Below are 26,537 nucleotides of genomic sequence, written 5' to 3'. Positions count from 1 at the left end.
CTTCTCAGACGCGCGCGGTCGTGCGCGAGCCGACGAGCACGACCTCGGTGATGCGCCACGCTTCCTCGACCGGCAGGTCCGGAATGCTGTAGCGGTGCCGTCCCGCGGCCGTGGTGGCGATGAGGGTGGCAAGTCCCGCGCGACGCTGGAAGAACGAACGCCGCACCGTGAACCCGATGATGCCGGCCGTTCGCAGCACCACGCGCGTGCGGGCGAGCGACCCGGATCGGGCGACGAGCACGCCGTCATCGCCCGGCGTTCCGAGGAGTGCGTGCCCGAGCGAGCGCCAGCGATCTTCGGCGAGGAGCGCGGCGGCGGGCACGATGACCGCGAACGCCGTCCAGGCCCAGGCGCTGAGGTATCCGAGCAGAATCGCTACGAGCACGGCGAGTGCGATGATCGCCACGCCCGTGGCGGCGCGCGTGTAGCGGCGGCGATGCGCGCGAGGTCCGTGCGGGGTCAGTTCGCAGACCAGCGGATCCGCGTCGCCCAGAACCGCCTCCGCCACGCGGAGCGCGTCGGCACGCGGGCCGGCGGGCTCGATGACCATGAGGCCGCCGCGTTCCCGTCCGATCCCCGTCATGATCGCGTGCGCCGACGATGCGCCGACCATCCGCAGCGACAGCGCTTCGCCGAGCTGGACGCCACGCAGCCGCCGCTCGTCCAGCGTCACCTGACGGGTGCGGAGCAGACCGTGGCGCACGTGCAGGGTGGCGGCATCCGACCGCCAGATGGTGAATCCGCTGTACGCGAGCACATAGCGCACGAGCGCGACGACGGACGCGATCACGAGGAGCGCGACGATGATGCCGGACACCAGCTCCACGGTGGGGATACGTGCGGCGGTGTCGATCGACGCGCGCACGATCGGCAGCTTCAGCAGCAGTCCGCCGTCGAAGAACTGCAGCTGCAGGGCGAAGAAGGCGGCGACGAACAGCGAGCCGACACCCGTCAGCGTGAACGGCGCGAAGCGCGCCCATGACCAGCGCCATCCGCTGAAGTTCTCGGACTCTCGCTCGTCGGGGCCGGCCGCCGGGTGCTCGAGCTCGGCCCCCGGCAGATTGAACCTGTCGAAACCAGCGTTCCCATCGGCTGGTCCTGCCACGCCCTGCCGGCGGCTCGGGCCGGCGTCCACCGGTGCACTCGACGATCTCGATCGGCCGTCCTGGCCTGCCACTCCCTGGAGCAGCTCGGCGCGCAAGGCGGGCACCTCGGTGATCGAGACGCCGTCGAAGTCGAGGCCGTCCTGGCCGTGCGAGGCGCTCGTGCCGACCTTCACCACGGCGAGGCGCACCAGCCGGTGCAACAGGGTGGCGTCGACGTCGACCGAGCGGATGCGCTCCCGCGGCACCGAGAGCATCCGTCGGTTCAGGAGTCCTCTGCGCACCTCAACGTGGGTGGGCGTGATGCGATAGCTCGTCGTGAACCAGCGGGCGAGACCGGCCAGCACACCGATGCCGGACAACACGTACGTCCACCACGGCTCGCCGCCGACGGATCCGGCGACGACCGCGATCAGCAGCACAGGGAGGTACTTGATGAGCTCGCGCACGGGGTGCACGAGCAGCATCCGCGGGTCGAGTCGGCGCCACGGGGTGGGGTCGTCCGCGCCGGTGCCGGGGATGTCGGCGGCCGCGGTGTAGGGCTCGTCGGCGGCCGCGGCGTCGGGAACCTCGGAAGCGGCAGCGCCGACGATGGCCTGAGTGGTCGACCCTTCGACGGACCCTGAGCCAGTCGAACGGCGCTCCGCGTGCTCGGGGAGCTCGACGCGATCGGGGAATGGGGAAGTCATGTCGCGTCGCCCTTGGTCTGCTGGGCGACAGCTGCGAGACGCGCGACGACCTCCCGGGCAACGGCGTCGTCGAGCGCATGAATGCTCAGCGCGCCCGCTGACGACGCCGTCGTCACGGTCACCGTGGTGAGCCCGTAGATGCGGTGCAGGAACCCGCGCCGCGAGTCCACGGTCTGCAGCCGGGCGATCGGGGCGACGCGGGTCTCCTGGGTCAGCCATCCGGACCGAACGAAGACCGCGTCATCCGTGATCTCCCAGCGGTGCACGCGGTAGCGCCACCTCGGCATGATCGACACGTGCACGATCGCCACCAGCACGGTGAGCGCGAGGCCGGCGAGGTGCAGGGGGTTGGTCCAGGCATCCGCGATCAGCATCCAGACGAGCTGGAGGCACGCGAAGACGACCCAGCCGACGATCGCGTTCCAGGTCCAGAACGGGACGGCTCTGGTGCTGGGACGTCCGTTCGGCTCGCGGACGAGGAGCGCGATGCGGCCCGTCGCATCTGCGCGCTGGAGCTGGGAGCGAAGGCCACTTCTGGCCTTCGCCGCGACGCTCCCTCTTGCTCGGCCGGACGGCGGAACAACGCCGCCCGGAACCGGCTCGTGGGGCCCAGCGCCGACCGCCGTCTCGGCGGGCGGTTGCGAGTGAGCGGTCATGCCTATGTCCTTTCCTCGAAGTTCTCGGAACGACGAACGCGGCCTGTTCGCGGGTCCGCAACCACATCATCTGGCCGCGGACACGCGAACCGGCTTCGAATCGCAATCCCGATCTACGCCTTGCGCATGTACGCGCGCACCGTGAGGGGTGCGAAGACGATCACGATGATCGCAGCGCCGAGCAGCGAGATCCACAGATCGACGCCGACGGTTCCGTTGTTCGCCAGGTCGCGAACGGCGGTGACGAGATGCGAGATCGGGTTCACATTGACGAACCACTGCAGCACCTGAGGCAGGCTCTTCACCGGGACGTAGGCGTTGGAGAGGAACGTCAGCGGGAACAGCACGAGCATCGAGATGCCCTGCACGCTGGATGCCGTGCGCGCGATCACGCCGAAGAAGGCGAAGATCCAGCTGATCGCCCAGGAGCAGGCGATGACCAGCAGGCCTGCGAGCACGACAGGTCCGAACCCTCCGGCCGGGTGATATCCGATGATGTAGCCGACCACGAACGTGATCGTCGTGGCGATGGCGTAGCGCACCGTGTCGGCGAGCAGGGCGCCGGAGAGCGGCGCGATCCGTGCGATCGGAAGCGACCTGAACCGGTCGAACACGCCCTTGTCCATGTCCTCACGGAGTTGAACGCCCGTGACGACCGAGGTCGTGATGACCGTCTGCACCAGGATGCCGGGGATGAGCAGCGGCAGATAGTTCTGCACGTTGCCCGCGATGGCGCCGCCGAACAGGTAGGCGAACATCAGGGTGAAGATGATCGGCTGCACCGTCACGTCGACCAGCTGCTCAGGCGTGCGACGGATCTTGACGAGTCCGCGATACGCCATCGTGAACGTGTTGCGCACGGTCTGGTTGAACCCGGTGTGGTTCTTGAGCTTGCGCTCCGACGGCGGGGTGATGCGACCCGAAGCCGACGTTCTCGGTGCCTGGGTGATGGTGCTCATGCGTTCACCTTCTCCTTCTCGGCGCCGTTCTCGTCCGGTCCCGGCGTCGTCTCGTTCTGGTCGGCCGCGTCGTGGCCGGTGATGGTGAGGAAGACCTCGTCGAGGCTCGGCTTCTGCACGCTCATCTCGGTGAGGTGGATGCCGGCCTCGCGCAGCGTGACGAGCAGATCGGTCACACGGTCGGGGTCTGCCATGGGCGCCGTGATGCGCGCCGCCTCTGGCGAGAGCGTTCCGCGCACGCCGAGCACCTGCTCGATCGCCCGCAGTGCGTCATCCGTGTCTGCTGGGTCCTCGATGCGCAGCTGCAGTGCCGAGGTGCCGACGGATGCCTTCAGCTCGTCCGCGGTGCCCTCTGCCACCACGCGTCCACGGTCGATCACCGCGATGCGGTCGGCCAGCTGGTCGGCCTCGTCGAGGTACTGGGTGGTCAGGAGGATGGTGGATCCGCTGGCGACGAGCTCGCGGATCGTGTCCCACATCTGACCGCGAGTGCGAGGGTCGAGACCCGTCGTCGGCTCGTCGAGGAAGATGAGCGGCGGCTGCGCGATGAGCGACGCCGCGAGGTCGAGCCGGCGACGCATGCCGCCGGAGAACTTCTTGAGGGGCCGCTTGGCGGCATCCGTGAGTCCGAAGCGCTCGAGCAGGTCCGCGGCCTTCGCCTTGGACTCGGCGCGTCCGAGACCGAGCAGCCGAGAGAAGATGACGAGGTTCTCGGTGGCCGAGAGGGTCTCATCGACCGAGGCGAACTGCCCGGTCACGCCGATCAGCTGGCGCACGATCTGCGCCTCCTTCGCGACGTCGTGGCCGAAGATGGCCGCGGTGCCCGCGTCCGCCCTCAACAGAGTGGCGAGCATGTTGATCGTCGTGGTCTTGCCGGCGCCGTTCGGGCCGAGCACGCCGTAGACGGTGCCGGGCCGCACGAGCAGGTCGACACCGTCGACCGCCCGGTTGTCGCCGAACGTCTTCACGAGCCCGTGAGCCTCGATGGCCCAGTCGGCACCGCTGTTTCGCTGTGCGTTCATGGCGTTCCTTTCTGTGTTGTTTTGTGCGCCGGTCCCCCCGGCGCACCGCTGTTGGCTTGATACGTGGTTGCGAACGGCGCCGTCAGGGCCGCCGCCTTGTTGAGCGTGTTGCGCGTTCGAGACGGCGGCTTGCCTCGCGAGCCGTGGTCTCATGTGGCCTGTATCGAGGATGACGGTGCGCACTGTCGCGGCTCTGTCGCGGCTCTTACAGCCGCTGTTTGCAGGTGACAGCACGTGCTCACGAGCCGGTGATCGTGACGTCCGAGGGCGCACGTGACCACAACGATCGTCGAGCGCACTCGACCACCGTTCGATGTGGGGTCTGGATGTATCGGTCTAGTCGGAGGTGGGTCCGGAGTCAGCATCCGGTTCGGAGCCGCGGCCCGAGTCGGCCGCAGGCGACTCCCGCTGCGGAGCTCGCGCGGTGCGCTGCGTTTCGCGGCGTCTCGCCTGAGCGTCGCGCTGGGCCTGACGGCGGGCGTCCTGCATGCGTCTCTGTGCATCGCGGCGCATGGCCTGACGCTCCTGTGCGGAGAGTCCCTGAGCGCCGCGCTGCGGATCGTCGTCTGCCACCAGCCGCTCCCGCTCGACGCGCCCGATGAGCGCATCGCGGTCGACGCCCGCGTATTCCAGCGCCCGGGGCACCGTGCCGACGTTCGCCGTGACGATGCCGTAGAGCACGTCCAGCTCGGCGCTGCGCCCACGTCGTCGTCCGCCGGCCACTTGCGCCCGCCGGAACACCTCCCGCGTGGTCGACCCCCAACTCGGTCTGGTCGCCGCCAGGTTCGTCGCCGTCAAGAGCGCGGGATCGAGCTCATCGATCCCGATCACGGCTAGCGAACGGGCGACCTCGACGTCAAGCGCGCGGTCGAGGGCATCGTGATCCAACCCGAAATCCGCCAGCACGGCAGAAGCACGCGAGTCCGATTCGGCAGCGATCGCCAGCATCAGATGCTCCGGGGCGACAGCGGGGTCGCCACGCCGCTGCGTCTCCTCGACTGCGGCGATCAGGATGTCGCGAATCGGTTGCGGCATGCGGTCTTCGCGTACCCGGGACAGGTCGTCAGGCACGACGCCTCCTCAGTTCGATGTCGGCGTCGGCGAGGCGCTTCAGATGCTTCTTGTGCACGGCCTGGCGGGTGACGCCGAGCGCCTCGGCAACCAGGCCCCAGCTCCAGCCGTCGCGGAGAGCGTGCTCGACCGCGGCGTCCTCGAGCCGATCGGCGAGGTCGCGGAGCGCGACCACCGCCGCCAGCTCGTCGGCTGCGCCCCCGATCGGTGACGGTATGCGTACGGGGTTCATGATTAAGCAACTTAGGTTGCTGTCCCGCGACAGTCAACTCAAGTTGCTTACCTCTCAGGTTGCACTCAGCTAGGCAACCACGGTTGCTTATGCGGTCGACGTGCCCGCCTCACGTCAGTGCACGTCGCTGGGCCAGCTGCGGCCGTAGCGCGCCAGGCAGTGCCAGAGCCGCTTGAGCCGCTGCTGGTCGAGGTCCTCGCGGACTCGCGCCCGCCCGATCATCGCCGGCGTCAGGACGCCGCCGTCGGCGACAGCGGAGGCAAGCTCCGCGACATCGCGACCGCGGTACGCGGGATGCTCACCTATCTGTTCCGCCGTGGCGAGGTAGCCGGTGTGCCGCTCCACCGTCAACCCGCACTGTTCCGCCAGTCTCAGGGCCGCGTCATCATCGAATGACGGGTCGACCACGACGGCCTCCGCGTCGTCGGGCACACGCACGCCACCGTGCACGTGCGCCTCGATGTAGTGATCGAGCGGGTCGTCGACCGATGCCGCGGCGAAGTACTCGATCAGGCCGAGCCGATCCTGCACGCCGAAGAGCGCCGGCTGGAAGAAGCTGTCCGGATAGGCGAACGTGGTTCGCGCCAGCGTCTCGGGCCGAAGCCGTAGATACGCCGACCCGAACCGGGGTGCCGCACCGTACTCATCCGCATCGACGCGAAGCGCCCCGTACACAGGGCGCAGCTCGTCGGATGCGTCGTCGTACGCACCGGAGAAGATGCGGCTCTCCCATCGCCAGCGATCCCCAGATGGATGCGCGGTCAGCCCGCCGTTGCTCGTGCGCGTGACGAACTGCGAAACGTAACGACCATGCTCGAGGATGCCTCGGAGCACCGCACCGCCCAGGATGTCGTTGTCGGGGTGGAAATGCAGCACGACCCGTGCGGAGTCCGGAACGACTGCACCGCCCTTCGCCCTCCGAGCGACGCTCGCGATCGCGTCGCGAGCCGCAGTCGAGAGCTCGGGACCCTTCACCACGTCACCAGCTTGCCACCCGTTGAGTGTCCGCCCGCACCGTTCCACCGATCGGTGGAGGCCCCGCCCATCGATCGGCTACATTCCCCCGCTTCCCGCAGACAGCGCGCCCCCACGCCCGTACGCTGCCACCGTGAACGGAAGACGAACGACGTGGCGAGTGCTGGGCATCCTGGGACTCACACTGGCTGTGGCCGGAATCGTGGTCTGGGCCGTGGCCAAGGGCGCTGTCGACAGGGAGCAGAGCCTGTACTGGTTCACCCGCATCCTGTCGTCGAAGGGCTATGCCGACGACGGCGGACTGATCACCGCCTCGGTCTGGCAGTGGATCGGCGTCGCCGCCATCGTCGTCGGCACGGCGACCGTCGTCGCCGTCTGCATCGCGTTCGCGGTCTCCGGCGACCACCGCCCTGGCCCCCGGTCATGGTTCGATATCGAGGCGACTCGCGCCGAGCGGATGCGACATCAGCATCCGGTCTCCCTGACCGAGCTCGCTGCTCTGCACGCACGCGGTGCGCTGACCGACGAGGAGTTCGCGGCGGCGAAGCGCATGCTGCTGGACCTGTAGCGGCGCCTCCTCGAGCGACCGGCCCTACCGTTACCGATTGTTGCGCGACGCTTCCGGAGCCCGAGCACCGCCGCCCTACCGTGTAGGCGTGACCAGCATCCCCGCCGAGAGCTCTGCACCCGCTGCACCCTCCGTGTCATCTGCGACGCCCGCCACGGCCCGCCGTCACCTCGTGAGCACGCACGAGCTCGCGCTGCTGCTCGCGGCTGCCGACGGCACCTCGGGCGCGCGACGCACGCTCGTGCTCGACGCGACGGTGCTGCAGGTGGCGGGGTTCGACGGGCATCCGTCCTACGTCACCGGGCACGAGCAATACCTGATCAACGGGCATATTCCGGGTGCCGTGTTCGCGGATCTGCTCGACGAGTTCAGTGACACTGAGGCGCCGTATCCGTTCTCACGCCCGACCGCTGAAAAGTTCGCCGCGGCGGCACAGGCTCTCGGCGTGGACGCAGACACGTCCGTCGTCGTCTACGACGACTCGTTCGGGCAATGGGCCTCGCGGCTGTGGTGGTTGTTCCGCTCGTTCGGCCACACCGACGTGTCCGTACTGGACGGCGGCCTTCGCAAGTGGGCAGCGGAAGAGCGGCAGCTCGAGGTCGGGCACGTGCAGCCGCAGGCATCCGCCGCCTTCGCAGCGTCGGCAGTTGATGGCTTCTGGGCGGACAAGCACCGCATCGATCGCGCGCTCTCCGGCGCCGAACCGGCAACTCTCGTGTGCGGCCTTCCGCCGCGGGAGTTCACGGGCGAGACCGGCCACCGCCCTCGCCTCGGCCACATTCCGGGCAGCCACAGCGCACCGGCGTCACGCCTGGTGGATCGCGAGACGAACGCATTCCTGACGGATGAGGCGCTGCGCGCTCTGCTGGCGGATGCCGTCGGCTCGCCCGATCCGATCGTGACGTACTGTGCTGGCGGAATCGCCGCATCCGCCGATGCACTCGCGCTCACCCTGCTCGGTCGCGACGACGTGAGCGTCTACGACGAGTCCCTCAACGAGTGGGCGGCGGACGCCTCGCGGCCGCTCGTCGTCCTCGCCGCGGACTGAGCAACAGGCATTGCCCGGCACTGCGGCGACGATCGAATCACAACTCGCGCAGTCGCTCCGTGCGCTCCCCGCCCTGGTCGCCGGTGTTGGTCGTGCCCTGGGGCTCGAAGAGCAGCACGGCCGTCTCCTCGTCCGCCTTCGGACAGTGCTCGACACCCGCCGGCACGACGTACACGTCACCCGGGCGCAACACCACGTCACCGGCACGGAGCTGGATGGTCAGCTCACCCGATCGCACGACGAAGAGCTCGTCGGTCTCCGGATGCGTGTGCCAGATGAACTCGCCGTGGAACTTCACGACCTTCACGTCGTAGTCGTTGATGCTCACGAGCCGGTGCGGATGCCACGGCTCGGAGAACGTCGCCAGCGCCGCGTCGATGTTCCGCACGCCCTCGTTCGGGTCGCCGTCGGTGCCGTCCGGTGCAGGGATGCCGTTCGTCAGGTCCTTGGTCACCCGAACCATGGTGGCCCCGGTGCCTCGAGCGCGCCACCCTTCGGGCGGACTCGGATGCGCAGCCTCCGTGCGAAGGGGGTGCACCGTCACAACCGGTCGACGGCGGTGACCCGCAGCACCGCGGATCCCGCCTCGTCCGACGCCGCCAGATCCACCTCGGCGGCGATGCCCCAGTCGTGGTCGCCCTCCGGATCCGCGAGGATCTGCCGCACGCGCCACCTGCGGCCCGTGCTCTCGCCGCCAGCGGCATCCGTCTCGTCCACGATGAGCATCGCTGCGCTGCGGGCTTCGGCGTCGGTGCCGATCGTGTCGTGGTCCGCGTAGTACGCGTCGAGGGCGCTGCCCCAGGCATCCTCTCCGAATTCCGGATCGAGCTCGCCCAGCTTGTCGGCACGATCGAGTGCCGCCCACTGCACTCGGCGGAACAGCTCGTTGCGTACCATGACGAGGAAGGCCCTGTGGTTCGTGGTGATCGTGCGGGGCGTCGGCGGCACGATCGCCGTCTCTTCGGCGTGCCTGGCGGCATCCGGATGCACTAACTCCTCCCACTCGTCGAGCAGGCTGGAGTCCACCTGACGCACGAGCTCGCCGAGCCACTCGATCACGTCGCGCAGCTCGTCGTTCTTGGCCTCGTCGGGCACCGTCTGCCGCAGTGCCCGGAACGCGTCGGAGAGATACCGCAGCACCACGCCCTCGCTGCGGGCGAGGTTGTAGAAGGACACGAACTCGGCGAACGTCATCGCACGTTCGAACAGGTCGCGCACGACCGACTTGGGACTGAGCTCGAAGTCGCGCACCCAGGGCTGGCTTGCGCTGTACGTCTCGAACGACTGCCGCAGGATGCCCTCCAGCGGCTTCGGCCACGTCACCTCCTCGAGCAGCTCCATGCGCTCCTCGTACTCGATGCCCTCGGCCTTCATGGCGGCGACGGCCTCCCCGCGAGCGAGGTGCTGCTGTGCAAGCAGCACGGGACGCGGGTCGTCGAGCGTGGCCTCGACCACCGAGACGACGTCGAGCGCGTAGTCGCCGGAACCGACACCGTCGGACGCGCTGCGCTCACCCGTGACGACCGATCGATGCTGGTCGTGCTCCGCCGAGAACAGCTCGAAGACAGCGAGCGCGAACGGCGACAGTGGCTGGTTCAGCGCGAAGTTCGGCTGCAGATCCACCGTGAGCCGCGGGATGCCGTCCGGTCCCCTCTCGACGACGCCCGCCGTGACGAGCGTGCGATAGATGCCGAGTGCCCGCCGTGCCAGCTCCAACTGTCGTTTCCACGGCTCATGGTTGTCGAACACGAGCGTACGGACGTTGTCGAAGACGTCCCCACCGCGGCCGATGACATTCACGATCATCGCGCTCGTGATCTGCATGTGCGGCGTCAGCGTTTCCGGCTCCGCGTCGATCAGACGCTTGAACGACGGCTCGCCCCAGGAGACGAATCCCTCCGGCGCCCTCTTGCGCACGATCTTGCGCTTCTTCTTCGGGTCGTCACCCGCCTTCGCCACGGCCCGTGCGTTCTCGATGTCGTGCTCCGGCGCCTGCGCGACGACGGTTCCCGCTGTGTCGTAGCCCGCCCGGCCGGCGCGACCGGCGATCTGGTGGAATTCACGCGCGGTCAGCTGTCGCATCTTCGTGCCGTCGAACTTCGTCAGCGCGGTCAACAGCACGCTGCGGATCGGCACGTTGATGCCCACGCCGAGCGTGTCCGTCCCGCAGACCACGCGCAGCAATCCGCGCTGAGCGAGCTGCTCGACGAGCCTGCGGTACTTGGGGAGCATCCCGGCGTGGTGCACGCCGATGCCCAGGCGCAGCAGACGCGAGAGGGTCTGCCCGAAGCCCGTCGCGAAGCGGAACGCACCGATGGCATCCGCTATCGCATCCCGCTGTTCACGGCTCGCCACGGATGCCCCGGCCAGCGCCTGTGCGCGCTCCAGCGCATCCTTCTGCGAGAAGTGCACGACGTAGACGGGTGCTTTGCCGGCATCCAGCAGCTCGGCGATCGTCTCGTGTACCGGGGTCAGCGCGTAGTCGTAGTCAAGGGGAACCGGACGCTCCACCCCCGTGACGGCGACGGTCTCCCGGTGCGTGCGACGTGAGAGGTCGTCGGCGATGCCGCTCACATCGCCGAGCGTGGCGCTCATCAGGATGAACTGCGCACGTTCCAGGAGCAGCAGCGGAACCTGCCAGGCCCAGCCGCGATCCGGATCCGCATAGAAGTGGAACTCGTCCATCACGACCTGGTCGACGGGCGCGTCGGGACCGAGCCGCAGCGCCAGGTTCGCGAGGATCTCCGCCGTGCAGCAGATGATCGGCGCGTCCGCGTTCACCTGTGAGTCGCCGGTCATCATGCCGACGTTCTCGGCACCGAACGTGTCGGCGAGGGCGAAGAACTTCTCCGAGACGAGCGCCTTGATCGGCGCCGTGTAGAACGTGCGCTTGCCCTCGGCGAGCGCCGCGGCGTGGGCGCCGACGGCGATGAGCGACTTGCCTGTGCCGGTCGGTGTCGAGACGATGACGTTCGCGCCGGAGACGATGCCGATCAGCGACTCCTCCTGAGCCGGATACAGGCGGATGCCGCCGTCATCGACCCACTCCGCGAACACGTCGAACACGTCGTCCGGGGAGTCGAGCCCGATCACACGCCTGTCGAGCCTGACGCGCTCGCTCCGCTCTGCCGGCTCGTCCGTTCGGATGCTGTCTGCCGGGCTCACCCGTCAAGGCTACAGACGCCGTCTCCGCGCCGCGCCGCGCGTCCCGGTCGCGAGGCGCCGACACATGGGCACCTACCCCCAGTCGCCCGGCCCCGCCGTCACGGCCCACTACCGACGAGCCACCCCCTTGTCGCCGATCCACCCCTCTTTTCGCGCGAACTCGAGGGTGGCTCGACGATAAAGGGGTGGCTCGTCGGGAAGGCGAGGGTTGCGGAGTGGCTCGACGGGAAGGCGCGGGTTGCAGGGTGGCTCGACGGGAAGGCGCGGGTTGCACGACGGCCCGAGCGCCGAGGCGGACTCGGCCGGGCGCTCAGCTGCGGGAGGTGTTCTCGGTGCGTCCGCGCACGATGCCGATGAACGTGTCGATGCGCTGCTGCTCGGCGTCGGTGCGAGGCGGCCGGGGATCGCTCAGCCAGGCCAGCGCAATGCCGGTGGGGGCGGCATCCGTCACCGGACGCGCCACCAGGTCGCGTCGCGAGTGCAGGCGCGCCACGGATTGCGGCACGATCACGCTCCCCACGCCGGCGGCGACGAGCGCCAGGGTGTCCTCGATCTCGGGACCGAACGGATGCTGCGGCGCACCCAGCTCCGCCACCTCGGCGAGGCTCACGCCGTCGGCCGCAGCGATCGCGTGGTCCTTCGGCACGACGACCACCGGCTGCTCCTCGTACAGCGGGATGACGTGCAGCCCGTCCCGGTCGATCGGGAGCCGCACGAGCGCCACGTCTGCCGTGCGGTCGTGCAGCACGGATGCCTGTTGCGGCTGGTCGATTCGCGTGAGCTCGAGCGGGATGCGGCGCATCCGCTCCGCCCAGATGCGCGCCCACTTCGCCGGCGTCACGCCCTGCACATACGCGAGACGGAACGGCGTGGCCGGAGTGCGCTCCGATGACCCGGCCGGTTCGCTGCTCGACGATCGAGGTGCCTCGCGGTCCCGGGACCCGCGAGTGTCGCGCTTCGCCGGCTGGCGCGCGCCACGGTTCACGGACTTCGACGTGCGGCCAGAGGGTGCGCCCGAGCGACGACCGGATGACCCCCGTGCCGCCCGACGCGATCCCGCCACGAATGCCTCCCCTCGACGTGTCCCGACGGTCAACGCTACCCGGCAGCCCCTGGTGCCCGCCGAGGTTCGGACGAGACCCCGGATGTTCGTGCAGAACGGCCGATGCACGGAGCGGCCCGGTACTGCACGAACAGAACAGCGGATCTTCGGACAGAAGTGCCGCCGCAGGGACCGGCTCGCCGCGCGAACGGCTCGTCGATGCACGAACAGAACAGCGGGCGTGCGGACAGGACTGCCGCCGCAGGGACGGCTCGGCGTCTCGAGGCGACGTCGCCGCACGCTGCCGCACGATCGACGGCGGCGTCGAGGCGTCGACGCGCGCCGGGACCTCGTACGCTTGAGGCATGAGCGAAACCGTGCAGCCAGGGCCTGGCGCGATGAAGCCGGAGACGGCCGCGAAGAAGCTGGGCGTCTACCTGCCGGCGACACCGGAGGAGTTCCGCTCCTCCGCGATCACGCGTGAGGCGTTCGCGGCACTGCAGTCGGAACCGCCGCAGTGGCTCGTGGATCTGCGGCGCGACGGACCGCATCCGCGCGATGTCGTCGCCCGCAAGCTCGGGGTCTCCACGAGCGGGCTGGCCCGCGCGGACGTGAAAGAGGCGCTCACGACGGAGCAGATCCGTCAGCTCCTCGCCGCACCGCCCGAGTGGCTCGTGCGCGAACGCGCGACCCAGGCCGCCGTCCGTGCCGAGAATGCACGCGTCAAGCAGCAGCGGGCAGACAAGCTCAACGGTCGCTCGTCCTGACGCTGAGTCGCCACGAGGCGGTCCCTCGGGTGACGGAGATCGTGCCACGAAGATCGGGCGTGGCGCTCAGGCCACGGAGTTCAGACCGCAAACCTCAGACCGTGGGGGTCAGGCGCGAAGTCCAGACCGCAAACCTCAAACCATGAGGATCAGGCACGAAGTCCAGACCGCGAAGATCAACCCGCGAGCATCAGGCGCGAAGTCCAGACCGCGAAGATCAACCCGCGAGCATCAGGCGCGAAGTCCAGACCGCGAAGATCAACCCGCGAAGTACAGACCACGAAGATCAGGCCGTCGCCCGATCCAGCCCGGCGACGTAGACCGCCTCGGTGCGACTCGTCGCCCCGAGCTTGCGGAGGATGGCCGACACGTGCACGCTCGCGGTCTTCGTGCTGATGTAGAGCCGCTCGCCGATCTGCTTGTTGCTGAGCCCCTGGGCGATGAGCTCGAGCACCTGGCGTTCGCGTTCGGTGAGCTCGGCTGATCCGGCCACCCGGCCGCGACTCTCGGCACCGTCGCGGGCCGACGACGCCTCGAGTCCTGCGCGGCGCTCGAAGTCGTCCAGCCAGCCGAGGATGAGACCCGCGCCGAGTTCGCCGGCGAGTCGCCGCGATTCCGCGACCTCCTCCTGGGCCTCGGTCCGCTTGCCTGCGCCGACGAGCGCCTGGGAGTGCCGGAAGCGCGCGTAGGGCTGCAGATGTGCCGGCGCGATGGATGCGCTCGACGCATCGACGGCCTGCTTCCAGACATCGGCATCCGCTCCGTTCTCGGCGAGTTCGGCTTCGAACAGCGGAACCCAGACGGATGCGGTCGGCCAGTTCCGCACGGATGAGAGCACCTGCCGCAGACCCGACTCCGCGGTCCGGAGGTCGATGTGCTCCACCGAGTCGGAGCCTCGTGTGTGCGAAGCATCCAGACCGCGCCCTCCGGTCGATGGCGAGCCGTCGGCATCCGCTCCCCTTCCACCCGCCCGGAGCAGAGCCAGGGTTCGCGCCGCATCGACGAGCAAGGGAAGGTCGTAGGCGATCATCCTGCGGTGATCGCGCAGCAGCACGCCCACCGCACGCCAAGCGCGCTCCACGTCGCCGAGAGCGAGCGCCAACTCCGCCTCCACGCGCGCGATGCCGAGCAGCGACTGCATCTCGATGTCGGCCTGCACGTGCATCATCGGCGCCCAGGAACGCCAGAGATCGTCGGCAGCCTCGAGTTCGCCCTTCCACGTCAGCAACAGCAGCTTCATGCGTTGCAGGTGCACGCGGAATCCGGGTGGCGGGTTGAGCGCCATGGCGGGTTCGAGGAGCGCGTCTGCCTCGTCCCATCTGCCGAGCGCGATCAACGGCTCGACGGTGTTCGACGCCAGCATGATTCCGCTTGTGCGCTCGACACCGAGCTCGCGAGCGCGCTCGACGCCGGCGTTGCCGATTTCGACCGCCTCGGTGAACCTGCCGATCAGGTGCATCACGTCGGACGTGTTCACGTGGTACCGCAGCATGGCGCCGTCGCGTGTCGCAGCGAGCTCTTTCGCGCGCTGGAGATCGACGAGTCCTTCGTCGACCCGCCCGAGGCCGACGTACGAGACGCCGCGGATGTTGTGGGCGACGGACTGCCTCGACAGGGACCCGGCCTTCTCCGCCTGGGCGAGTGCCTTCGTGGCCACCTCCACGCCTTCGTCGTACCGTGCCTCGAGCATGAGCCGGCCGGCGAGGTCGCCGAGAATGGCGGATGCCGTGTCCGAGCAGGCGTCCGGGCCCACCTCCGCGAGCGCCTCCTCGAGCAGCGCCGTCGAACCCGGACGCGACAGCGAGGCGAGGTATCGGGCCTTGTCCACGAGCAGTCCGGCGTGCTGGTCGACATCCGCCGGATCGCACTCCGCCAGCGCCACATCGATCACCGAAAGCGCACGATCGCTGTCTCCCGCGTCGCGCCACGCATCTGCGGTTCGCTGCAGGAGGTCGATGTGGCTCATCCCTGCGCCGGACTCCGGCTCGGCGATCTGTTCCCACAGCTCGAGGGCGCGTTCGCCCATCCGTGCCGCTCTGGAGAACGCGTAGCTGTCGCCGGCCTCGCGCATCGCCACGATCGTGGCGGGAAACGCGCGCACGGCGTCGTGGGCTTCCATGCGGTGGAGTGCGACCTCGTGCGCGACCGGACGACCCGCGCGAGCCAGCGACTCGAGGGCATCCGCATAGGCCGTGTGGTACCTGACCCGCTCCCCAGGCAGCACCTCGCCGAGCACCGCGGCACGCACCAGAGCGTGGCGGAAGTCGTAGCAGACGTCGTCGACGACGAGGAGGCCGCCGTCGACGGCGACCCTCACCTCCGCCTCCAGCTCGGCGGATGATCCCGCATAGACCAGGTCGAGCAGGTCGTGCCGAACGCAGGCGCCGCCGACGGCGATGAGTCGCAGCAGGTGCTGGGTGCTCTCCCCCACGCGCTCATAGCGCGCGAGCAGCAGCTCACGCAGGGTCTCGGGAAGTGGCGCGGCCACACCGGACTCGCGCACGCCCCGTTCCGCCCCGGCCAGCTCCTCGACGAAGAACGGCACGCCCTCGCTGCGCTCGAAGACGTCGTCGATCATCGCGGTGTCGACGGTCGCGGCGTCGGCGCCCTCACCTTCCGCGACGGAGACCCCTGCAATGGACTGCACCTGGGCCGCGACCTGCTCACGCGTCAGGCGGATGAGCTCCCAGCGCACCAGACGGCGCGAGCGTTCCAGCTCGGGAAGCACGGGACGCAGCGGATGCCCGCGCACGATCTCGTCACTGCGGTACGTGACGATGATGAGGATCCCACCGCCGGTCAGCATGCTCACCAGGAACCGCAGCAGCTCGACCGTCGATCGGTCCGCCCAGTGGATGTCCTCGATCACCAGCACCAGCCGCCGCTGGCGTGCGACGTTCTCGAACAGCACCGCGATCAACTCGTAGAAGCGGTCCGAGCTGGCCTTCGGCCTGCCTTCCTGCGCCGTGGCCAGTTCCGGCAGAACGTACGGCAGCGCCGAGGCGGCAGGTCCCGCGAGCTCGAGCAGCGCATCCGTTCCGAGGACCGCTGCCAGCTCGCGGACGATCGCCGTGAACGGCGCATACGGCGCGCTCTCCGTTCCGATGTCGACGCACTTGCCGAGCAGCACCATGGCACGGTCGTCGATCTCGTGCGTGAACTCCGAGACCAGCCGGGTCTTGCCGATTCCCGCCTCGCCGCCGATGGCCACCGCACGCGGCTCCTCGGCGCTGCGCGCGAACTCATCGCGCAGCGCCGCCAGATCGGCCTCCCGACCGATCATCTGCGGGCTGCTGACAGGAGATCTCACGCGGTCAATGCTGCCACCTGCCACCGACATCGACGGCCCCGATCCCATCCGAGCGAGAAGCGGCGGAAGCGCCCTGCCGTCGAGTGTCCGATCGGCCGCTCGGATCACCGAGCGCCGAGGTGGGCGAGTGCGCCGAGACCGTGCCGACGGTGCGCACGGCGAGTGGGGGCAGCATCCGTTCCGCAGGCCTCGGCAACCCGCTGTGCGGTGATCTCGCGCTGCCTGCGCAGCCGCTCGAGATCGTCGTAGTCACGCTGACGGTCGGCGTTGAGTGCGTTCACCAGAGCCTCGTTGTACATCGTCTGTTCCTTCTTCTCATTCGTTCTACAGACGATGTTCGTGACTAAGGTAGGCGCGTCGGATCGGGCGGATGCCTTATCTTTCGCAGCACGGAATCCCGCCTACCTCAGACGCCGAAGTCGGTACCTCAGTCACCTGCCCGAGCCCCGTCTGGAGCCTCGCGCGATGAGATGTGCAGGATCGCCACCGCGGGATGCCCACCGCACGAAGACTTCGGCAGGATGGGCACAACAGCACCGCACGATGAGACCGCAGCACCGCACGATCGGCACTGCGGCCAGGCACCCAGGATGAGCGCAGGAGGCGACGGATGAACGACGAACCCGCCGTCCGCGTGCGCGCTGTCGTCCACGGCCGGGTGCAGGGTGTCGGATTCCGCTACTCCTGCGCCGACATGGCAGAGCGGTCGGCCGTCTCCGGGTGGGTGCGCAACCGCCCGGACGGCACCGTGGAAGCGGTCTTCGAGGGATCCCGCGACACCGTCGCGGCGGCCGTCGCGTGGTGCGCCCACGGATCGGCCTACGCCGCGGTCTCCAGCGTCGACACGTCAGAAGAGCCGGTCGAGGGCCTCAGCGGCTTCCGGATCCGCTGACGTCCCGCCCCGCGCTCACGCCCCGGCGTAGAACGCGGTGAGCGCGCCGGCGAGGAACTCCGGGTCGTCGACGTGGCACAGCTCGCGCGCCGAGTGCATCGACAGCAGCGGAACGCCGACGTCGACCGTGCGGATCCCGAGACGCGTCGCCGTCAGCGGTCCGATGGTGGTGCCGCACGGCACGGAGTTGTTCGACACGAACTCCTGGTACGGCACGCCGGCGGCCGCACAGAGTCGTGACCAGAGTGCTGCGCCGTGCGCATCCGTCGCATACCGCTGATTCGCGTTGATCTTCAACAGCGCGCCGCCGCCCGCGATCGGACGGTTCGCCGGATCGTGCCGCTCCGGATAGTTCGGGTGCACGGCGTGCCCGGCATCCGCCGAGACGCACCACGACGCCGCGTACGCGCGATGCAGCTGGTCGTCGTCCGCACCGTACGAGCCGGCGATCCTGGTCAGCACGTCGTGCAGGATCGGCCCGTTCGCGCCCGACCGCGACTCCGATCCGAGCTCCTCGTGGTCGAACGCCACGAGCACGCTGATGTGGTCGGATGCCGGTGCCGCTCCGCCCGCTCCCGCCGCGATCAACGCGTGCAGACCGGCGTACACCGAGCTGAGGTTGTCGAGCCGCTTGCTCGCGAAGAGGGATCCGCCGAGTCCGAACACGTGCGGTTCCTGGGTGTCGACGGTGACGAGGTCGTATCCGGCGATCGCGGATGCCTCGACCCCGCTTCCCTCGACCACCCGCTCGAGCAGATCCGCGGCCTCGACATCGCCGACGCCCCAGATCGGCTGCGTGTGCCGCTGCTTGTCGAGCACCAGACCCTCGTTGTTCACGCCCCGGTCGAGGTGCACCGCCAGCTGCGGGATGCGCAGCAGGGCGCCGGAGCGCACCAGGTGCTCCGTCCCGTCGGTGGTGACGATCCGTCCGGCCAGCTCCAGCTCGCGGTCCAGCCACGAGTTCAGCAGCGGCCCGCCGTACACCTCGACGCCGGCCTGCAGCCATCCGGCGGTGCCCGTCGTCGGCTTCGGCTTGAGCTTGAATCCGGGGGAATCCGTGTGCGCGCCGACGATGCGGAAGGGTGTCGTCGCTCCGGCTTCCGGCGGCGCGACCCAGGCGACGACGGCGCCGTCGCGTACCAGCACGCCGCGCTGCGGGAGGTCCGTCCCCGGAGCGGGCCAGGCATCCGTCTCGTCGATCCTCGCGAAACCCGACTCCTGAAGCCGACGAGCCACCTCGGCTGCCGCGTGATAGGAGGAAGGCGAAGCCTGGATGAACGCAGCGAAGTCGTCGAGGTACTCGGATGCCATGGCCTCATGTTGCCATGCGCGCGCGCTGGAGCTAGGAGCGAAGGCCCGGTGGGCCTTCGCCGCGACCCCAGCGCCGAGGCAGCTGTGCTGCCTCGGTAGGAACAGGCAGACCTCCACTCGCGACCCCAGCGCCACGGAAGCCGCGCTGTCTCGGCGGCACAGAGACAAGGGCCGACTGCAGCGCCGAGGCAGCCGTGCTGCCCGAGAGATACGGGAACACTCGCCGCACCCGGTTCCGGCCGAGCAGGTCTCGCCGTCTAGAGTTCTGCGGTGACTCGAACCGATCGGCTGTACGCGCTCGTCGAGGAGCTCCGTGCGGTGGCGCCGGGCCGACGCAGCGCGAGCTGGCTCGCGAAGCGGTTCGAGGTGAGCGTGCGCACGATCGAGCGCGACATCGGCTCCCTTCAGGCGTCTGGCGTGCCGATCTGGGCGGACGCCGGTCGCGCCGGCGGCTACACCATCGATGCTCGCCCCAGCCTGCCGCCGCTCGGCCTCAACCTCGATGAGGCGTTCGCGGTGATGATCGGGCTGGGGCAGTTGGCGACGAGTCCGTTTCAGGATGCCGCGCGCAGCGCATCCCAGAAGATCCGCGCCGTCCTGAGCGATGAGGATGTGCGCCGCATCACGGCGCTGACGGATCGCGTCCACCTGCTGGAGGACGACCGTCGCGTCGGCGCGCCTCGGCACCTTGCGAGCGCGCTGCGGAGCGGACGGGTGCTGCGCATCCGCTACGGCGACGCGGGCGGCGCGGAGACGACGCGCGAGGTCGAGCCCCTCGGCTACATCGGCAAGGGTCAGGACTGGTACCTGGTCGCCTGGTGCCGATTGCGTGGCGGTGTACGAGTCTTCCGCGGCGACCGCGTCATCGCAGCCGAACCCACCGGCGAGCGCCCGCCGGCGCGGGCGATCCGGGCAGAGGACCTGCAGATCCCGTACGGGCGCTTGCGCCCGCTCAGCCTCGAGTGACGCATCCGAGATCGGGAAACACCGACATGACGGTGTCGCGAGGGACGGCCAACGTTGAACGTGTATCCCGCTTCACGAAAGGCACCCATGGAACTCGCATCCATCCGCATCATCACCCATGACGTCGAACGGCTCACCGCCTTCTACGAACGCGTGACGCAGAGTGCCGCCAGCAGGCCGGCGCCGGTGTTCGCCGAGATCCGCACCGACCGCGCCACGCTCGCCATCGGAGACACCGCCACTGTCGGCATGCTCGCGGATGCCGCTCCCGTTCCCGGCCAGGTCTCCGGCCTCATCATCGAGTTCCTCGTCGACGACGTCGACGACCAGTTCGCACGGCTGAGTCTGGACCCGGAAGTCGTCGTCCTCCCCCCGACGACCATGCCGTGGGGCAATCGCTCCACGCTGTTCCGCGACCCCGACGGAAATCTCGTCAACCTCTTCACCCGACCCGAGTGAACGCCGTCCGCAGCACGACGACCGAGTCCTGGGCGATTCCGCAGATCCATCCGCTTTCCGGCACGCCAGTCCGGGACCGCCGAACTACTCTCACACCATGACCTCCCTCTCCTCCGAGGCGCGCGACCTACCCCTCACCACCATCGACGGCGCCGAGACCTCGCTCCATGCTTTCGACGACAAAGCCCTCCTCATCGTCAACGTCGCCTCCCGCTGCGGGCTCTCCCCGCAGTACGAGGCGCTCGAGAAGCTGCAGGAGACGTACGGCGAGCGCGGCTTCACCGTGCTCGGCTTCCCGAGCAATCAGTTCCTGCAGGAGCTCGGCAGCGAGGACGCCATCAAGGAGTACTGCTCAACGACGTGGGGCGTGACGTTCCCGATGTTCGAGCGCATCAGGGTGAACGGCAAGTCCGCGCATCCGCTCTACCAGGAGCTGAAGAAGACGGCGGATGCCGAGGGCAAAGCCGGTCGCGTGCAGTGGAACTTCGAGAAGTTCCTCGTCACGCCCGACGGCGAGGTGCACCGCTTCCGTCCGCGCACCGTGCCGGACGACCCCGAGGTGATCGCCGCGATCGAGGATGCGCTCCCGCACGACGCATAGGCTTCTTCCGTGAAAGCGCTCCTCCCGATCGGTATCGTCCTCGTCGTGCTCGGCATCGCCGCGGGCTTCGCACACCAGGTGCTGGTGGCCGTGACGACAGGTCTCCCCACGGCCGGGATCGGCTGGATGCAGACATCCGGATTCGTGCTCGCCGCGATCGGCGCCATCATGATCGGCGCCTGGATCGGCAAGCGCCGCGCCGCCAAGCGCAAGGCCGCCGAGGGCGTGGATCGGCGGGCGTGAGGTCGCGTTTCGCGCGCGATGCGCGGCGCGGCTGACGCTGAAGGACGCGTGAAGCCCACGGCTCGCTGCGCCCGGCCGGCCCGGTTCGGGATGCGGGACGACCCGCGGTAAGCGGAAGCGTTCGGCCCCTCGCCGCTCGCTATGCTGACGCGTACATGCCTACCGTCAGCGTCGTCATCCCGTCCCTGAACGACGCGCGCATGCTGCGGCAATGCCTGGCGGATCTCGCTGTGCAGACCGTGCGGCCCGACGAGATCATCGTCGTCGACAACGGGTCGACGGATGACACGTCCGCCGTGGCAGCCGCCGCCGGTGCGACGGTCGTCCACGAGCCGACCCGGGGGGTGCTGCACGCCACCGCAGCCGGGTTCGACGCGGCAGCGAGCGAGATCATCGGACGGCTGGACGCCGATTCGCGCCCTGCACCGGACTGGGTCGAGCACATCCACGAGCGGTTCGGTGCCGATCCGACGCTGAGCGCGCTGACCGGCACCGGCACCTTCTACGGGTGCGGGCCGATGTGGCGTGCTGTCGGCAAGTACGTGTTTCTCGGCGGATACTTCGTGTTCATCGGTGCGCTCGTCGGTCACACTCCGCTCTTCGGCTCGAACTTCGCGATCCGGCGAGACGCATGGCTCGCTGCGCGCGACCGTCTCCACCTGAACGATCCGCACGCGCACGACGACCTCGACCTCAGCTTCACGCTCGATCCCAACGCCGGCGTCGAGTTCGATCGCCACCTCAGGGTCGGTGTCTCTGCTCGGCTGTTCCTCTCAGCCAGGGCGTTCCTGCGCAAGGCCGAGTGGGCATTCCACGGCGTGGGGGTCAACTGGTCGGAGGTGAGCTGGCCGCAGCGAGTGCTGCAGAGTGCGCGCGTCCGTGCCGTGCGCCACCGGGCCAGACGCTTCACCGGCGAATGTTCGCCAGAATCGCGTCTGTGAGCTGATGGGGCGCCGTCTCGTTCGGCGTGTGCCCCGTCTCGAGCACCGCGAGCCTCGCGCCGATCCGCTCGGCATAGGCACGATGCATCCGCACCGACCACACGTCTCGCGTGCCGACGGCCACCAACAGCGGGACGCCGGATGCCCGCAGCTCGTCGTCGAGGTCGGGCACCTCCTTCATCAACGCGATGATGTCGTCGACACTCGATCGCCTGGTCAGCGCGAAGCGTTCGCGCACGAAGGAGATCCGCTCGCTGGGCGAACGGTTGAGGTTGGTGCGCGTACCCCAGATCATCAGGCCGGCCCCGAGGTGCCCGGACATCGGTCCGCTGAACAGCCCGATCACCTTGAAGCCGCGGAACGACTGGCCCGCGAGCGGTGGCGACGACAACAGCGCCAGGCTCGAGACCAGGTCGGCATGGCGCGCCGTCACCATCGCCGCCACCGTGCCTGCGAACGAGTAGCCCACCAGATGCACGGGAGTCGAACCGGTGCCGATCATCGCGAGCAGATCATCCACGAAGAGGTCGAGCGTGTAGTGCCGGCCGGGCGGATCGAGGTTCTCCGGACCGGCACCGTGCGACTCGTACTGCCCGGCCAGGTCATAGGACTCGACGCGATAGCCGGCATCCGCCAGCAGAGGGGCCATGCGGTTGAAGTCCTCCTTCGACCCCGTGACCCCTGGAGCGAGCACGATGCGGACGCCGTCGACGGGGCCGACACTCACTCGTGCGAGCTCTCCGCTCGGAGCCACGACGGCATCCTTCACGGCGCCGGGCGGCAGCGCCCTCCAATCGAATGCGATCGGCTCCTCGTCTTTCATCCGGGACGCACTCGGGACCGGCGCGACAATGGGAACCGGCACTCGCCCTTCGGAATCCGTCACCGGCCCTGGCCGCTCGGTCCCTGCGGCCGACCCGCGACGCCGGAGCACTACCGCTGACCCTCGACGAGGGTGATGAACGCGCTCAGCTCGGCGACCCCCTCCGGCCGGTGCGGCAGGTGCTCCGTGATCTCCGGTGAGTAGACGATGAACGCGGCCCACTTGGCACGGGAGACCGCCACGTTGAGCCGGTTCTTCATGATGAGGAATCCCATGCCGCGCGGGGCGTATCTGGCCGACGACGCGGCGAGGGAGACGATCGCGATGACCGCTTCGCTGCCCTGGAATTTGTCGACGGTGCCCACACGAACCCCGGGATGTCCGGCCGCGTCCAGCGCTGCTCGCACGAGCGTGAGTTGCGCGTTGTACGGCGTCACGACGATCACGTCGGCCTCGGTGAGCGGCCGAACCGTCGCCTTCTCCGACCAGGTCCAGCCGAGCGCGCGATCCACCAGCTCCACGACGCGGGCCGCCTCCGCCGGCGACTCGGTCGAGTCGCCATCGTGTGTGACAGGGTCGGGATGCAGACCGGGCGCGACGCCGTCGAGGTGCCGGGCGGCAGCATCCGCGTGCGAGCGGAGGCGGCCTTCGTAGGAGAGCACCGAGACAGGTTCTGCGAGGGCAGGATGCATGCGCCGGGTCTCCGGCAGGAAGAAGCCCAGCTCCGCAGGCAGCACGTCGTGGCCGGCGCTGATCCAGCCGAGCGCCGACTGGTCCACCGGTTCGGGATGCAGTCCCTGGCTCACCTGCGGAAGCTGCTGCGGATCTCCGAGCAGCAGCAGGCCGCGCGCCGACACGGCGGCCGCGGCCGTCGACGCGAGGGAGAACTGCCCGGCCTCGTCGATCACGAGAAGGTCGAGGCTCTTGGCGGGAACACGCGCCGGATGGCTGAAGTCCCAGGCCGTGCCCCCGATGACGAATCCGCTGTCCAGGTGATCGAGCGCGAAGTCGAGCTGGCCGTCTTTCGGCAGCACGGTATACGGCTCGTCGCCGTCGGGATCCGTGCCGGCCTGCGGCACCTTTCCGACGAGCGTGGCATCGAGCCCGGCAGTCGTGACGACCGAGCCGAGCAGGTTCTCGACGACGCTGTGGGATTGACCGACGACACCGATCTTGTAGCGCCGGTCGCGCACGAGCGCGGCGATCACATGCGCTCCGAGATACGTCTTGCCCGTACCAGGAGGCCCCTGGACGGCGAGGTACGAGGCATCCAGCTCGGCGACCGCCTGTGTCACCTCGTCGATGCGTGTGGCGTCGGAGGCCCGCGCCGCCCGCTCCGCGACACTCATGCCTGTCGTACGTGGCGGCACCCTGCGCAACAGGTCGCTGACGGGATCGTGCGGCCACCCAGGCTGCGCGTCGACAACGGACTGGCACCAGGACGTGATCGCGTCGACCTGGCGGCCTGCGTTCGGCGGCGGCCCCGGCGTGATTGCGCTGGGCAGCACCCCGTACGGGTGGACGTCGTCGTCGATCGTCTCCTCGATCTCGATCCAGTCGTCTCCGGACTCGACGACCTCGACCAGGCGAGCACTGCGCGTTCCCGGCCCGCTGCTGGAGCGGAAGGGACCGGGGAACTCGTACAGCTCGAAGACCTTGGATCCCGGCTTCAGCTCCTTGCTGCCCGGCGCGAAGACGCCGTGCAGGCGCACGAGCCTGCGGTCCTTCCGCTGGTTCTCTTCCCGGTGCCAGTCGCGCTGCACGACTCCGCTCTCCACGAGGAAGACGTCACGTGAATTCCCCCATGCCTCGACGGGATCGCCAAGGCGCGCGAAGTGACCCCACCAGAAGCTCTTCTGCTCCCGCCGGTGATAGTCGAGCGCCGCTGCCGCGAACGCGGCGGCCGTTTCGTCGTCGGTGCGTCCGCGGGTCGCGTCCGCGCCAGAGGCGTGCGGCACATCCTGTTCCCCGGCCAGTGCGAGCAGGTCGTCTCGCAGCGTCGACGGCGCGAGCTCCGGCGTCGGACGCTCGGGCTTCGGCAGACCGATCGGGATACCCGCCTCTGCAGCCCGATCCAGCAGCCAGTCGCGCAGACGCAGCGTGGACACGCAGTCGTAGCGGTTGTAGGCGGCGATCTCATCCAGGCGCCGCCGGCCCTCCTCGACCTCGCCGGACAGCATCAGCCTGCGTGCGACGGCGTACTCCTCGATCGACGTGCCGGCATCCTGCACCTCACCGGAGCGCAGCTCATCACCCATGTAGAGAGGCTCGAGCTTCTTGATCGAGTAGGAGCGCGAGCCGACGCGCAGCGACTTGCGGACGAGCGGGTACAGGTCGACGAGCACATCGTCGCGCAGCAGATCGTCCACCTCGTCTTCCCCCACCCCATGCCGTGCCGCGAGGGTCAGCAGGTGCGTTCGCTCATACGACGCGTAGTGGTAGATGTGCATTCCGGGATGCTCGGCCCTGCGACGTTCGACATCGCGCAGGAAGTCGATCAGCGCCTGTCGCTCCTCGGCGAACGTGTGCGCCCAGAACGGCATGAACTGCAGGTCGGTCTGAACGAGCCCGAACAGGTAGTCGAGACCCCATTGCCCGTCGTCGCCCTCTGTGTAGAGCGGATCCCCCTCGAAGTCGAAGAAGATGTCGCCTGGATCGGGATCCGGCAGCGCTGCGAGGGCTGCGGCGTTGTAGACGACGACCGGCGGTGCCTGGCCCGCCTGCGCCGCGAGCTGAAGCTTCGCCTGCTGGCGGAGCGCCGTGAGCGTCGTCGCAGCCACACCGTCCACCTCGACGTCGTCGGGCATCGCTGCCACGTCCTCGATGGTGCGGATGCCGGCGGCGACGAAGCGGGGACGCTGCGTCACCCTCAACCCGGCCACGAGCAGCACGTCCCGGTTGGCCTCCACCTCGGCGGCGCACGTGTCGCAGCGGCCATCCGCCACGAAGCGCTCGTCGCCCCACTCCACGGCGGTGCCGTCCTCGAGATGTTCCCGGACGATGGCGTGCAGTCGCGCGATGCGCTTGCGGTACACCGGCAGGATGTCGGCGAGTCGATGCGTGCTGACGCTGCCGTCCCCGAGCAGCAGTCGCACTTCCGGCGAGGGTTCGATACCGATCCGTTCGAGCTGCAGCGCGTACGCGGCCACCTGCAGCAGCGCCGTCACCTTTGCCCGGCGGGCGAGCTTCGTGTCCTCAACGGTGTAGCGGCCGTCGGGTTCTCGGACGATGAAGTCGGCGTACCCGACGAACGCGACGGGTGGTCCGGATTCGGCGCCGCCCGCCCCGGAATCGGCGCCGGGCACCTGCTCGGGCTCGTGGACCGGATCGAAGAACACACCCTGGTACACGACGGGCGCTCCAGCACGGAACGCCGCAGCGGTCGCCGCAGCCGCCGCCGCGAGTCCTTCGGCATCCGGATGCTCCGGCCGCTCGAACCGGGCCACCCCCTCGCCGAAGCGGTCGACGTAACGCTGCAGGACACGCAGCTCGTGGTCGTCGCCGAGCCGGGAGGTGCGCTCGAGCATGGCATCCGTCGGGCGAGCCACCTCCGGCCCCCAGCCCAGTCGACCGTCGAGTCGACGCAGGAAGTCGAACTCACACGTCGACGCCGTGGTCAGGTCGCTGGGGCTCAGCACGATCGTGCCGTCGGACAGCAGGAACATGGCCTCACGCTAGCGCCGACCTCCGACGC

General features: G+C 69.1%; 24 protein-coding genes. 9 read left to right on the top strand and 15 right to left on the bottom strand.

Features of this window, described 5'->3' with window-relative positions:
- Positions 1-4: 4 nt before the first annotated feature.
- The 7 genes from ACX9R5_RS08875 to ACX9R5_RS08845 all read right to left on the bottom strand — a co-directional run bounded on the left by ACX9R5_RS08875 (position 5) and on the right by ACX9R5_RS08845 (position 6,710).
- Positions 5-1,792 (bottom strand): PH domain-containing protein, encoded by a 1,788-nt coding sequence (locus ACX9R5_RS08875; protein ID WP_459408616.1) that lies wholly within the window; start codon positions 1,790-1,792, stop codon positions 5-7.
- Positions 1,789-2,448, bottom strand: a complete 660-nt coding sequence (locus tag ACX9R5_RS08870) for a PH domain-containing protein (protein ID WP_459408615.1) — start codon at positions 2,446-2,448, stop codon at positions 1,789-1,791. The genes ACX9R5_RS08875 and ACX9R5_RS08870 overlap by 4 nt, the downstream gene beginning before the upstream one ends.
- Before the next feature lie 113 nt (positions 2,449-2,561).
- Entirely contained in the window at positions 2,562-3,407 is an 846-nt protein-coding gene (locus ACX9R5_RS08865) for an ABC transporter permease (protein ID WP_459408614.1), read from the bottom strand.
- Positions 3,404-4,429, bottom strand: a complete 1,026-nt coding sequence (locus tag ACX9R5_RS08860) for an ATP-binding cassette domain-containing protein (RefSeq protein ID WP_459408613.1) — start codon at positions 4,427-4,429, stop codon at positions 3,404-3,406. The genes ACX9R5_RS08865 and ACX9R5_RS08860 overlap by 4 nt, the downstream gene beginning before the upstream one ends.
- A gap of 336 nt (positions 4,430-4,765) precedes the next feature.
- Entirely contained in the window at positions 4,766-5,500 is a 735-nt protein-coding gene (locus tag ACX9R5_RS08855; protein ID WP_459408612.1) for a Clp protease N-terminal domain-containing protein, read from the bottom strand.
- Complete coding sequence (locus ACX9R5_RS08850; protein WP_459408611.1) at positions 5,493-5,732, bottom strand: hypothetical protein; 240 nt, start codon at positions 5,730-5,732, stop codon at positions 5,493-5,495. The genes ACX9R5_RS08855 and ACX9R5_RS08850 overlap by 8 nt, the downstream gene beginning before the upstream one ends.
- A 114-nt stretch (positions 5,733-5,846) precedes the next feature.
- Entirely contained in the window at positions 5,847-6,710 is an 864-nt protein-coding gene (locus ACX9R5_RS08845) for a DUF3626 domain-containing protein (RefSeq protein WP_459408610.1), read from the bottom strand.
- A 130-nt stretch (positions 6,711-6,840) separates the two neighbouring features.
- Here ACX9R5_RS08845 and ACX9R5_RS08840 point away from each other — a divergent pair, with 130 nt between their 5' ends.
- The gene (locus ACX9R5_RS08840; RefSeq protein WP_459408609.1) at positions 6,841-7,275 is read left to right on the top strand and encodes an SHOCT domain-containing protein; all 435 of its coding nucleotides are present in this window, start codon (positions 6,841-6,843) and stop codon (positions 7,273-7,275) included.
- A gap of 88 nt (positions 7,276-7,363) precedes the next feature.
- Complete coding sequence (locus ACX9R5_RS08835) at positions 7,364-8,323, top strand: sulfurtransferase (protein ID WP_459408608.1); 960 nt, start codon at positions 7,364-7,366, stop codon at positions 8,321-8,323.
- 37 nt (positions 8,324-8,360) lie between these two features.
- Here the strand turns inward: ACX9R5_RS08835 and ACX9R5_RS08830 are convergent, their stop codons facing one another.
- The 3 genes from ACX9R5_RS08830 to ACX9R5_RS08820 all read right to left on the bottom strand — a co-directional run bounded on the left by ACX9R5_RS08830 (position 8,361) and on the right by ACX9R5_RS08820 (position 12,329).
- A complete protein-coding gene (locus ACX9R5_RS08830; protein WP_459408607.1) occupies positions 8,361-8,777 on the bottom strand; it encodes a cupin domain-containing protein in 417 nt (138 codons plus the stop codon).
- 86 nt (positions 8,778-8,863) lie between these two features.
- Complete coding sequence (locus tag ACX9R5_RS08825; protein ID WP_459409057.1) at positions 8,864-11,416, bottom strand: DEAD/DEAH box helicase; 2,553 nt, start codon at positions 11,414-11,416, stop codon at positions 8,864-8,866.
- Positions 11,417-11,798: 382 nt separating this feature from the next.
- Positions 11,799-12,329, bottom strand: a complete 531-nt coding sequence (locus ACX9R5_RS08820; RefSeq protein WP_459408606.1) for a LysR substrate-binding domain-containing protein — start codon at positions 12,327-12,329, stop codon at positions 11,799-11,801.
- 599 nt (positions 12,330-12,928) lie between these two features.
- On the opposite strand from ACX9R5_RS08820, the gene ACX9R5_RS08815 reads away from it, so the two are divergent.
- A complete protein-coding gene (locus ACX9R5_RS08815; protein WP_459409056.1) occupies positions 12,929-13,297 on the top strand; it encodes a DUF5997 family protein in 369 nt (122 codons plus the stop codon).
- A gap of 286 nt (positions 13,298-13,583) precedes the next feature.
- On the opposite strand, the gene ACX9R5_RS08810 is transcribed toward ACX9R5_RS08815, so the two are convergent.
- A complete protein-coding gene (locus tag ACX9R5_RS08810) occupies positions 13,584-16,607 on the bottom strand; it encodes a helix-turn-helix transcriptional regulator (protein ID WP_459408605.1) in 3,024 nt (1,007 codons plus the stop codon).
- 104 nt (positions 16,608-16,711) lie between these two features.
- Positions 16,712-16,906 (bottom strand): hypothetical protein, encoded by a 195-nt coding sequence (locus tag ACX9R5_RS08805; RefSeq protein WP_459408604.1) that lies wholly within the window; start codon positions 16,904-16,906, stop codon positions 16,712-16,714.
- A 311-nt stretch (positions 16,907-17,217) separates the two neighbouring features.
- On the opposite strand from ACX9R5_RS08805, the gene ACX9R5_RS08800 reads away from it, so the two are divergent.
- Positions 17,218-17,499 carry an acylphosphatase gene (locus ACX9R5_RS08800; RefSeq protein WP_459408603.1) on the top strand — a complete coding sequence of 94 codons (282 nt, stop codon included), beginning with the start codon at positions 17,218-17,220 and terminating at the stop codon, positions 17,497-17,499.
- Positions 17,500-17,514: 15 nt separating this feature from the next.
- Here the strand turns inward: ACX9R5_RS08800 and ACX9R5_RS08795 are convergent, their stop codons facing one another.
- Complete coding sequence (locus ACX9R5_RS08795) at positions 17,515-18,810, bottom strand: M18 family aminopeptidase (RefSeq protein WP_459408602.1); 1,296 nt, start codon at positions 18,808-18,810, stop codon at positions 17,515-17,517.
- Between the two features lie 270 nt (positions 18,811-19,080).
- Between ACX9R5_RS08795 and ACX9R5_RS08790 the strand changes: the two genes are divergently transcribed.
- The 5 genes from ACX9R5_RS08790 (at position 19,081) to ACX9R5_RS08770 (ending at position 22,020) form a co-directional block, all read left to right on the top strand.
- Positions 19,081-19,776, top strand: a complete 696-nt coding sequence (locus tag ACX9R5_RS08790) for a helix-turn-helix transcriptional regulator (protein ID WP_459408601.1) — start codon at positions 19,081-19,083, stop codon at positions 19,774-19,776.
- A gap of 87 nt (positions 19,777-19,863) precedes the next feature.
- Positions 19,864-20,235 (top strand): VOC family protein, encoded by a 372-nt coding sequence (locus tag ACX9R5_RS08785; RefSeq protein ID WP_459408600.1) that lies wholly within the window; start codon positions 19,864-19,866, stop codon positions 20,233-20,235.
- Positions 20,236-20,332: 97 nt separating this feature from the next.
- A complete protein-coding gene (locus tag ACX9R5_RS08780) occupies positions 20,333-20,836 on the top strand; it encodes a glutathione peroxidase (RefSeq protein ID WP_459408599.1) in 504 nt (167 codons plus the stop codon).
- A gap of 9 nt (positions 20,837-20,845) precedes the next feature.
- Positions 20,846-21,079 (top strand): hypothetical protein, encoded by a 234-nt coding sequence (locus ACX9R5_RS08775; protein ID WP_459408598.1) that lies wholly within the window; start codon positions 20,846-20,848, stop codon positions 21,077-21,079.
- Positions 21,080-21,234: 155 nt separating this feature from the next.
- The gene (locus ACX9R5_RS08770) at positions 21,235-22,020 is read left to right on the top strand and encodes a glycosyltransferase family A protein (RefSeq protein ID WP_459408597.1); all 786 of its coding nucleotides are present in this window, start codon (positions 21,235-21,237) and stop codon (positions 22,018-22,020) included.
- Here the strand turns inward: ACX9R5_RS08770 and ACX9R5_RS08765 are convergent.
- Both ACX9R5_RS08765 and ACX9R5_RS08760 read right to left on the bottom strand, forming a co-directional pair.
- On the bottom strand, positions 21,986-22,843 hold the full coding sequence (locus ACX9R5_RS08765; RefSeq protein WP_459408596.1) for an alpha/beta fold hydrolase: 858 nt from the start codon (positions 22,841-22,843) through the stop codon (positions 21,986-21,988). The genes ACX9R5_RS08770 and ACX9R5_RS08765 overlap by 35 nt on opposite strands.
- A gap of 110 nt (positions 22,844-22,953) precedes the next feature.
- Complete coding sequence (locus tag ACX9R5_RS08760) at positions 22,954-26,508, bottom strand: TM0106 family RecB-like putative nuclease (RefSeq protein ID WP_459408595.1); 3,555 nt, start codon at positions 26,506-26,508, stop codon at positions 22,954-22,956.
- Positions 26,509-26,537 lie beyond the last annotated feature (29 nt).

Source organism: Rathayibacter sp. CAU 1779 (assembly GCF_054551755.1).
This window is presented reverse-complemented; position numbering and strand designations above follow the sequence as displayed.

What these genes read in the sequence shown, in the direction of transcription:
- ACX9R5_RS08875 (WP_459408616.1), bottom strand. Translation starts at nt 1,792, where the DNA reads ATGACTTCCCCATTCCCCGATCGCGTCGAGCTCCCCGAGCACGCGGAG.
- ACX9R5_RS08870 (WP_459408615.1), bottom strand. Translation starts at nt 2,448, where the DNA reads ATGACCGCTCACTCGCAACCGCCCGCCGAGACGGCGGTCGGCGCTGGG.
- ACX9R5_RS08865 (WP_459408614.1), bottom strand. Translation starts at nt 3,407, where the DNA reads ATGAGCACCATCACCCAGGCACCGAGAACGTCGGCTTCGGGTCGCATC.
- ACX9R5_RS08860 (WP_459408613.1), bottom strand. Translation starts at nt 4,429, where the DNA reads ATGAACGCACAGCGAAACAGCGGTGCCGACTGGGCCATCGAGGCTCAC.
- ACX9R5_RS08850 (WP_459408611.1), bottom strand. Translation starts at nt 5,732, where the DNA reads ATGAACCCCGTACGCATACCGTCACCGATCGGGGGCGCAGCCGACGAG.
- ACX9R5_RS08815 (WP_459409056.1), top strand. Translation starts at nt 12,929, where the DNA reads ATGAAGCCGGAGACGGCCGCGAAGAAGCTGGGCGTCTACCTGCCGGCG.
- ACX9R5_RS08805 (WP_459408604.1), bottom strand. Translation starts at nt 16,906, where the DNA reads ATGTACAACGAGGCTCTGGTGAACGCACTCAACGCCGACCGTCAGCGT.
- ACX9R5_RS08800 (WP_459408603.1), top strand. Translation starts at nt 17,218, where the DNA reads ATGAACGACGAACCCGCCGTCCGCGTGCGCGCTGTCGTCCACGGCCGG.
- ACX9R5_RS08795 (WP_459408602.1), bottom strand. Translation starts at nt 18,810, where the DNA reads ATGGCATCCGAGTACCTCGACGACTTCGCTGCGTTCATCCAGGCTTCG.
- ACX9R5_RS08785 (WP_459408600.1), top strand. Translation starts at nt 19,864, where the DNA reads ATGGAACTCGCATCCATCCGCATCATCACCCATGACGTCGAACGGCTC.
- ACX9R5_RS08780 (WP_459408599.1), top strand. Translation starts at nt 20,333, where the DNA reads ATGACCTCCCTCTCCTCCGAGGCGCGCGACCTACCCCTCACCACCATC.
- ACX9R5_RS08770 (WP_459408597.1), top strand. Translation starts at nt 21,235, where the DNA reads ATGCCTACCGTCAGCGTCGTCATCCCGTCCCTGAACGACGCGCGCATG.
- ACX9R5_RS08765 (WP_459408596.1), bottom strand. Translation starts at nt 22,843, where the DNA reads ATGAAAGACGAGGAGCCGATCGCATTCGATTGGAGGGCGCTGCCGCCC.
- ACX9R5_RS08760 (WP_459408595.1), bottom strand. Translation starts at nt 26,508, where the DNA reads ATGTTCCTGCTGTCCGACGGCACGATCGTGCTGAGCCCCAGCGACCTG.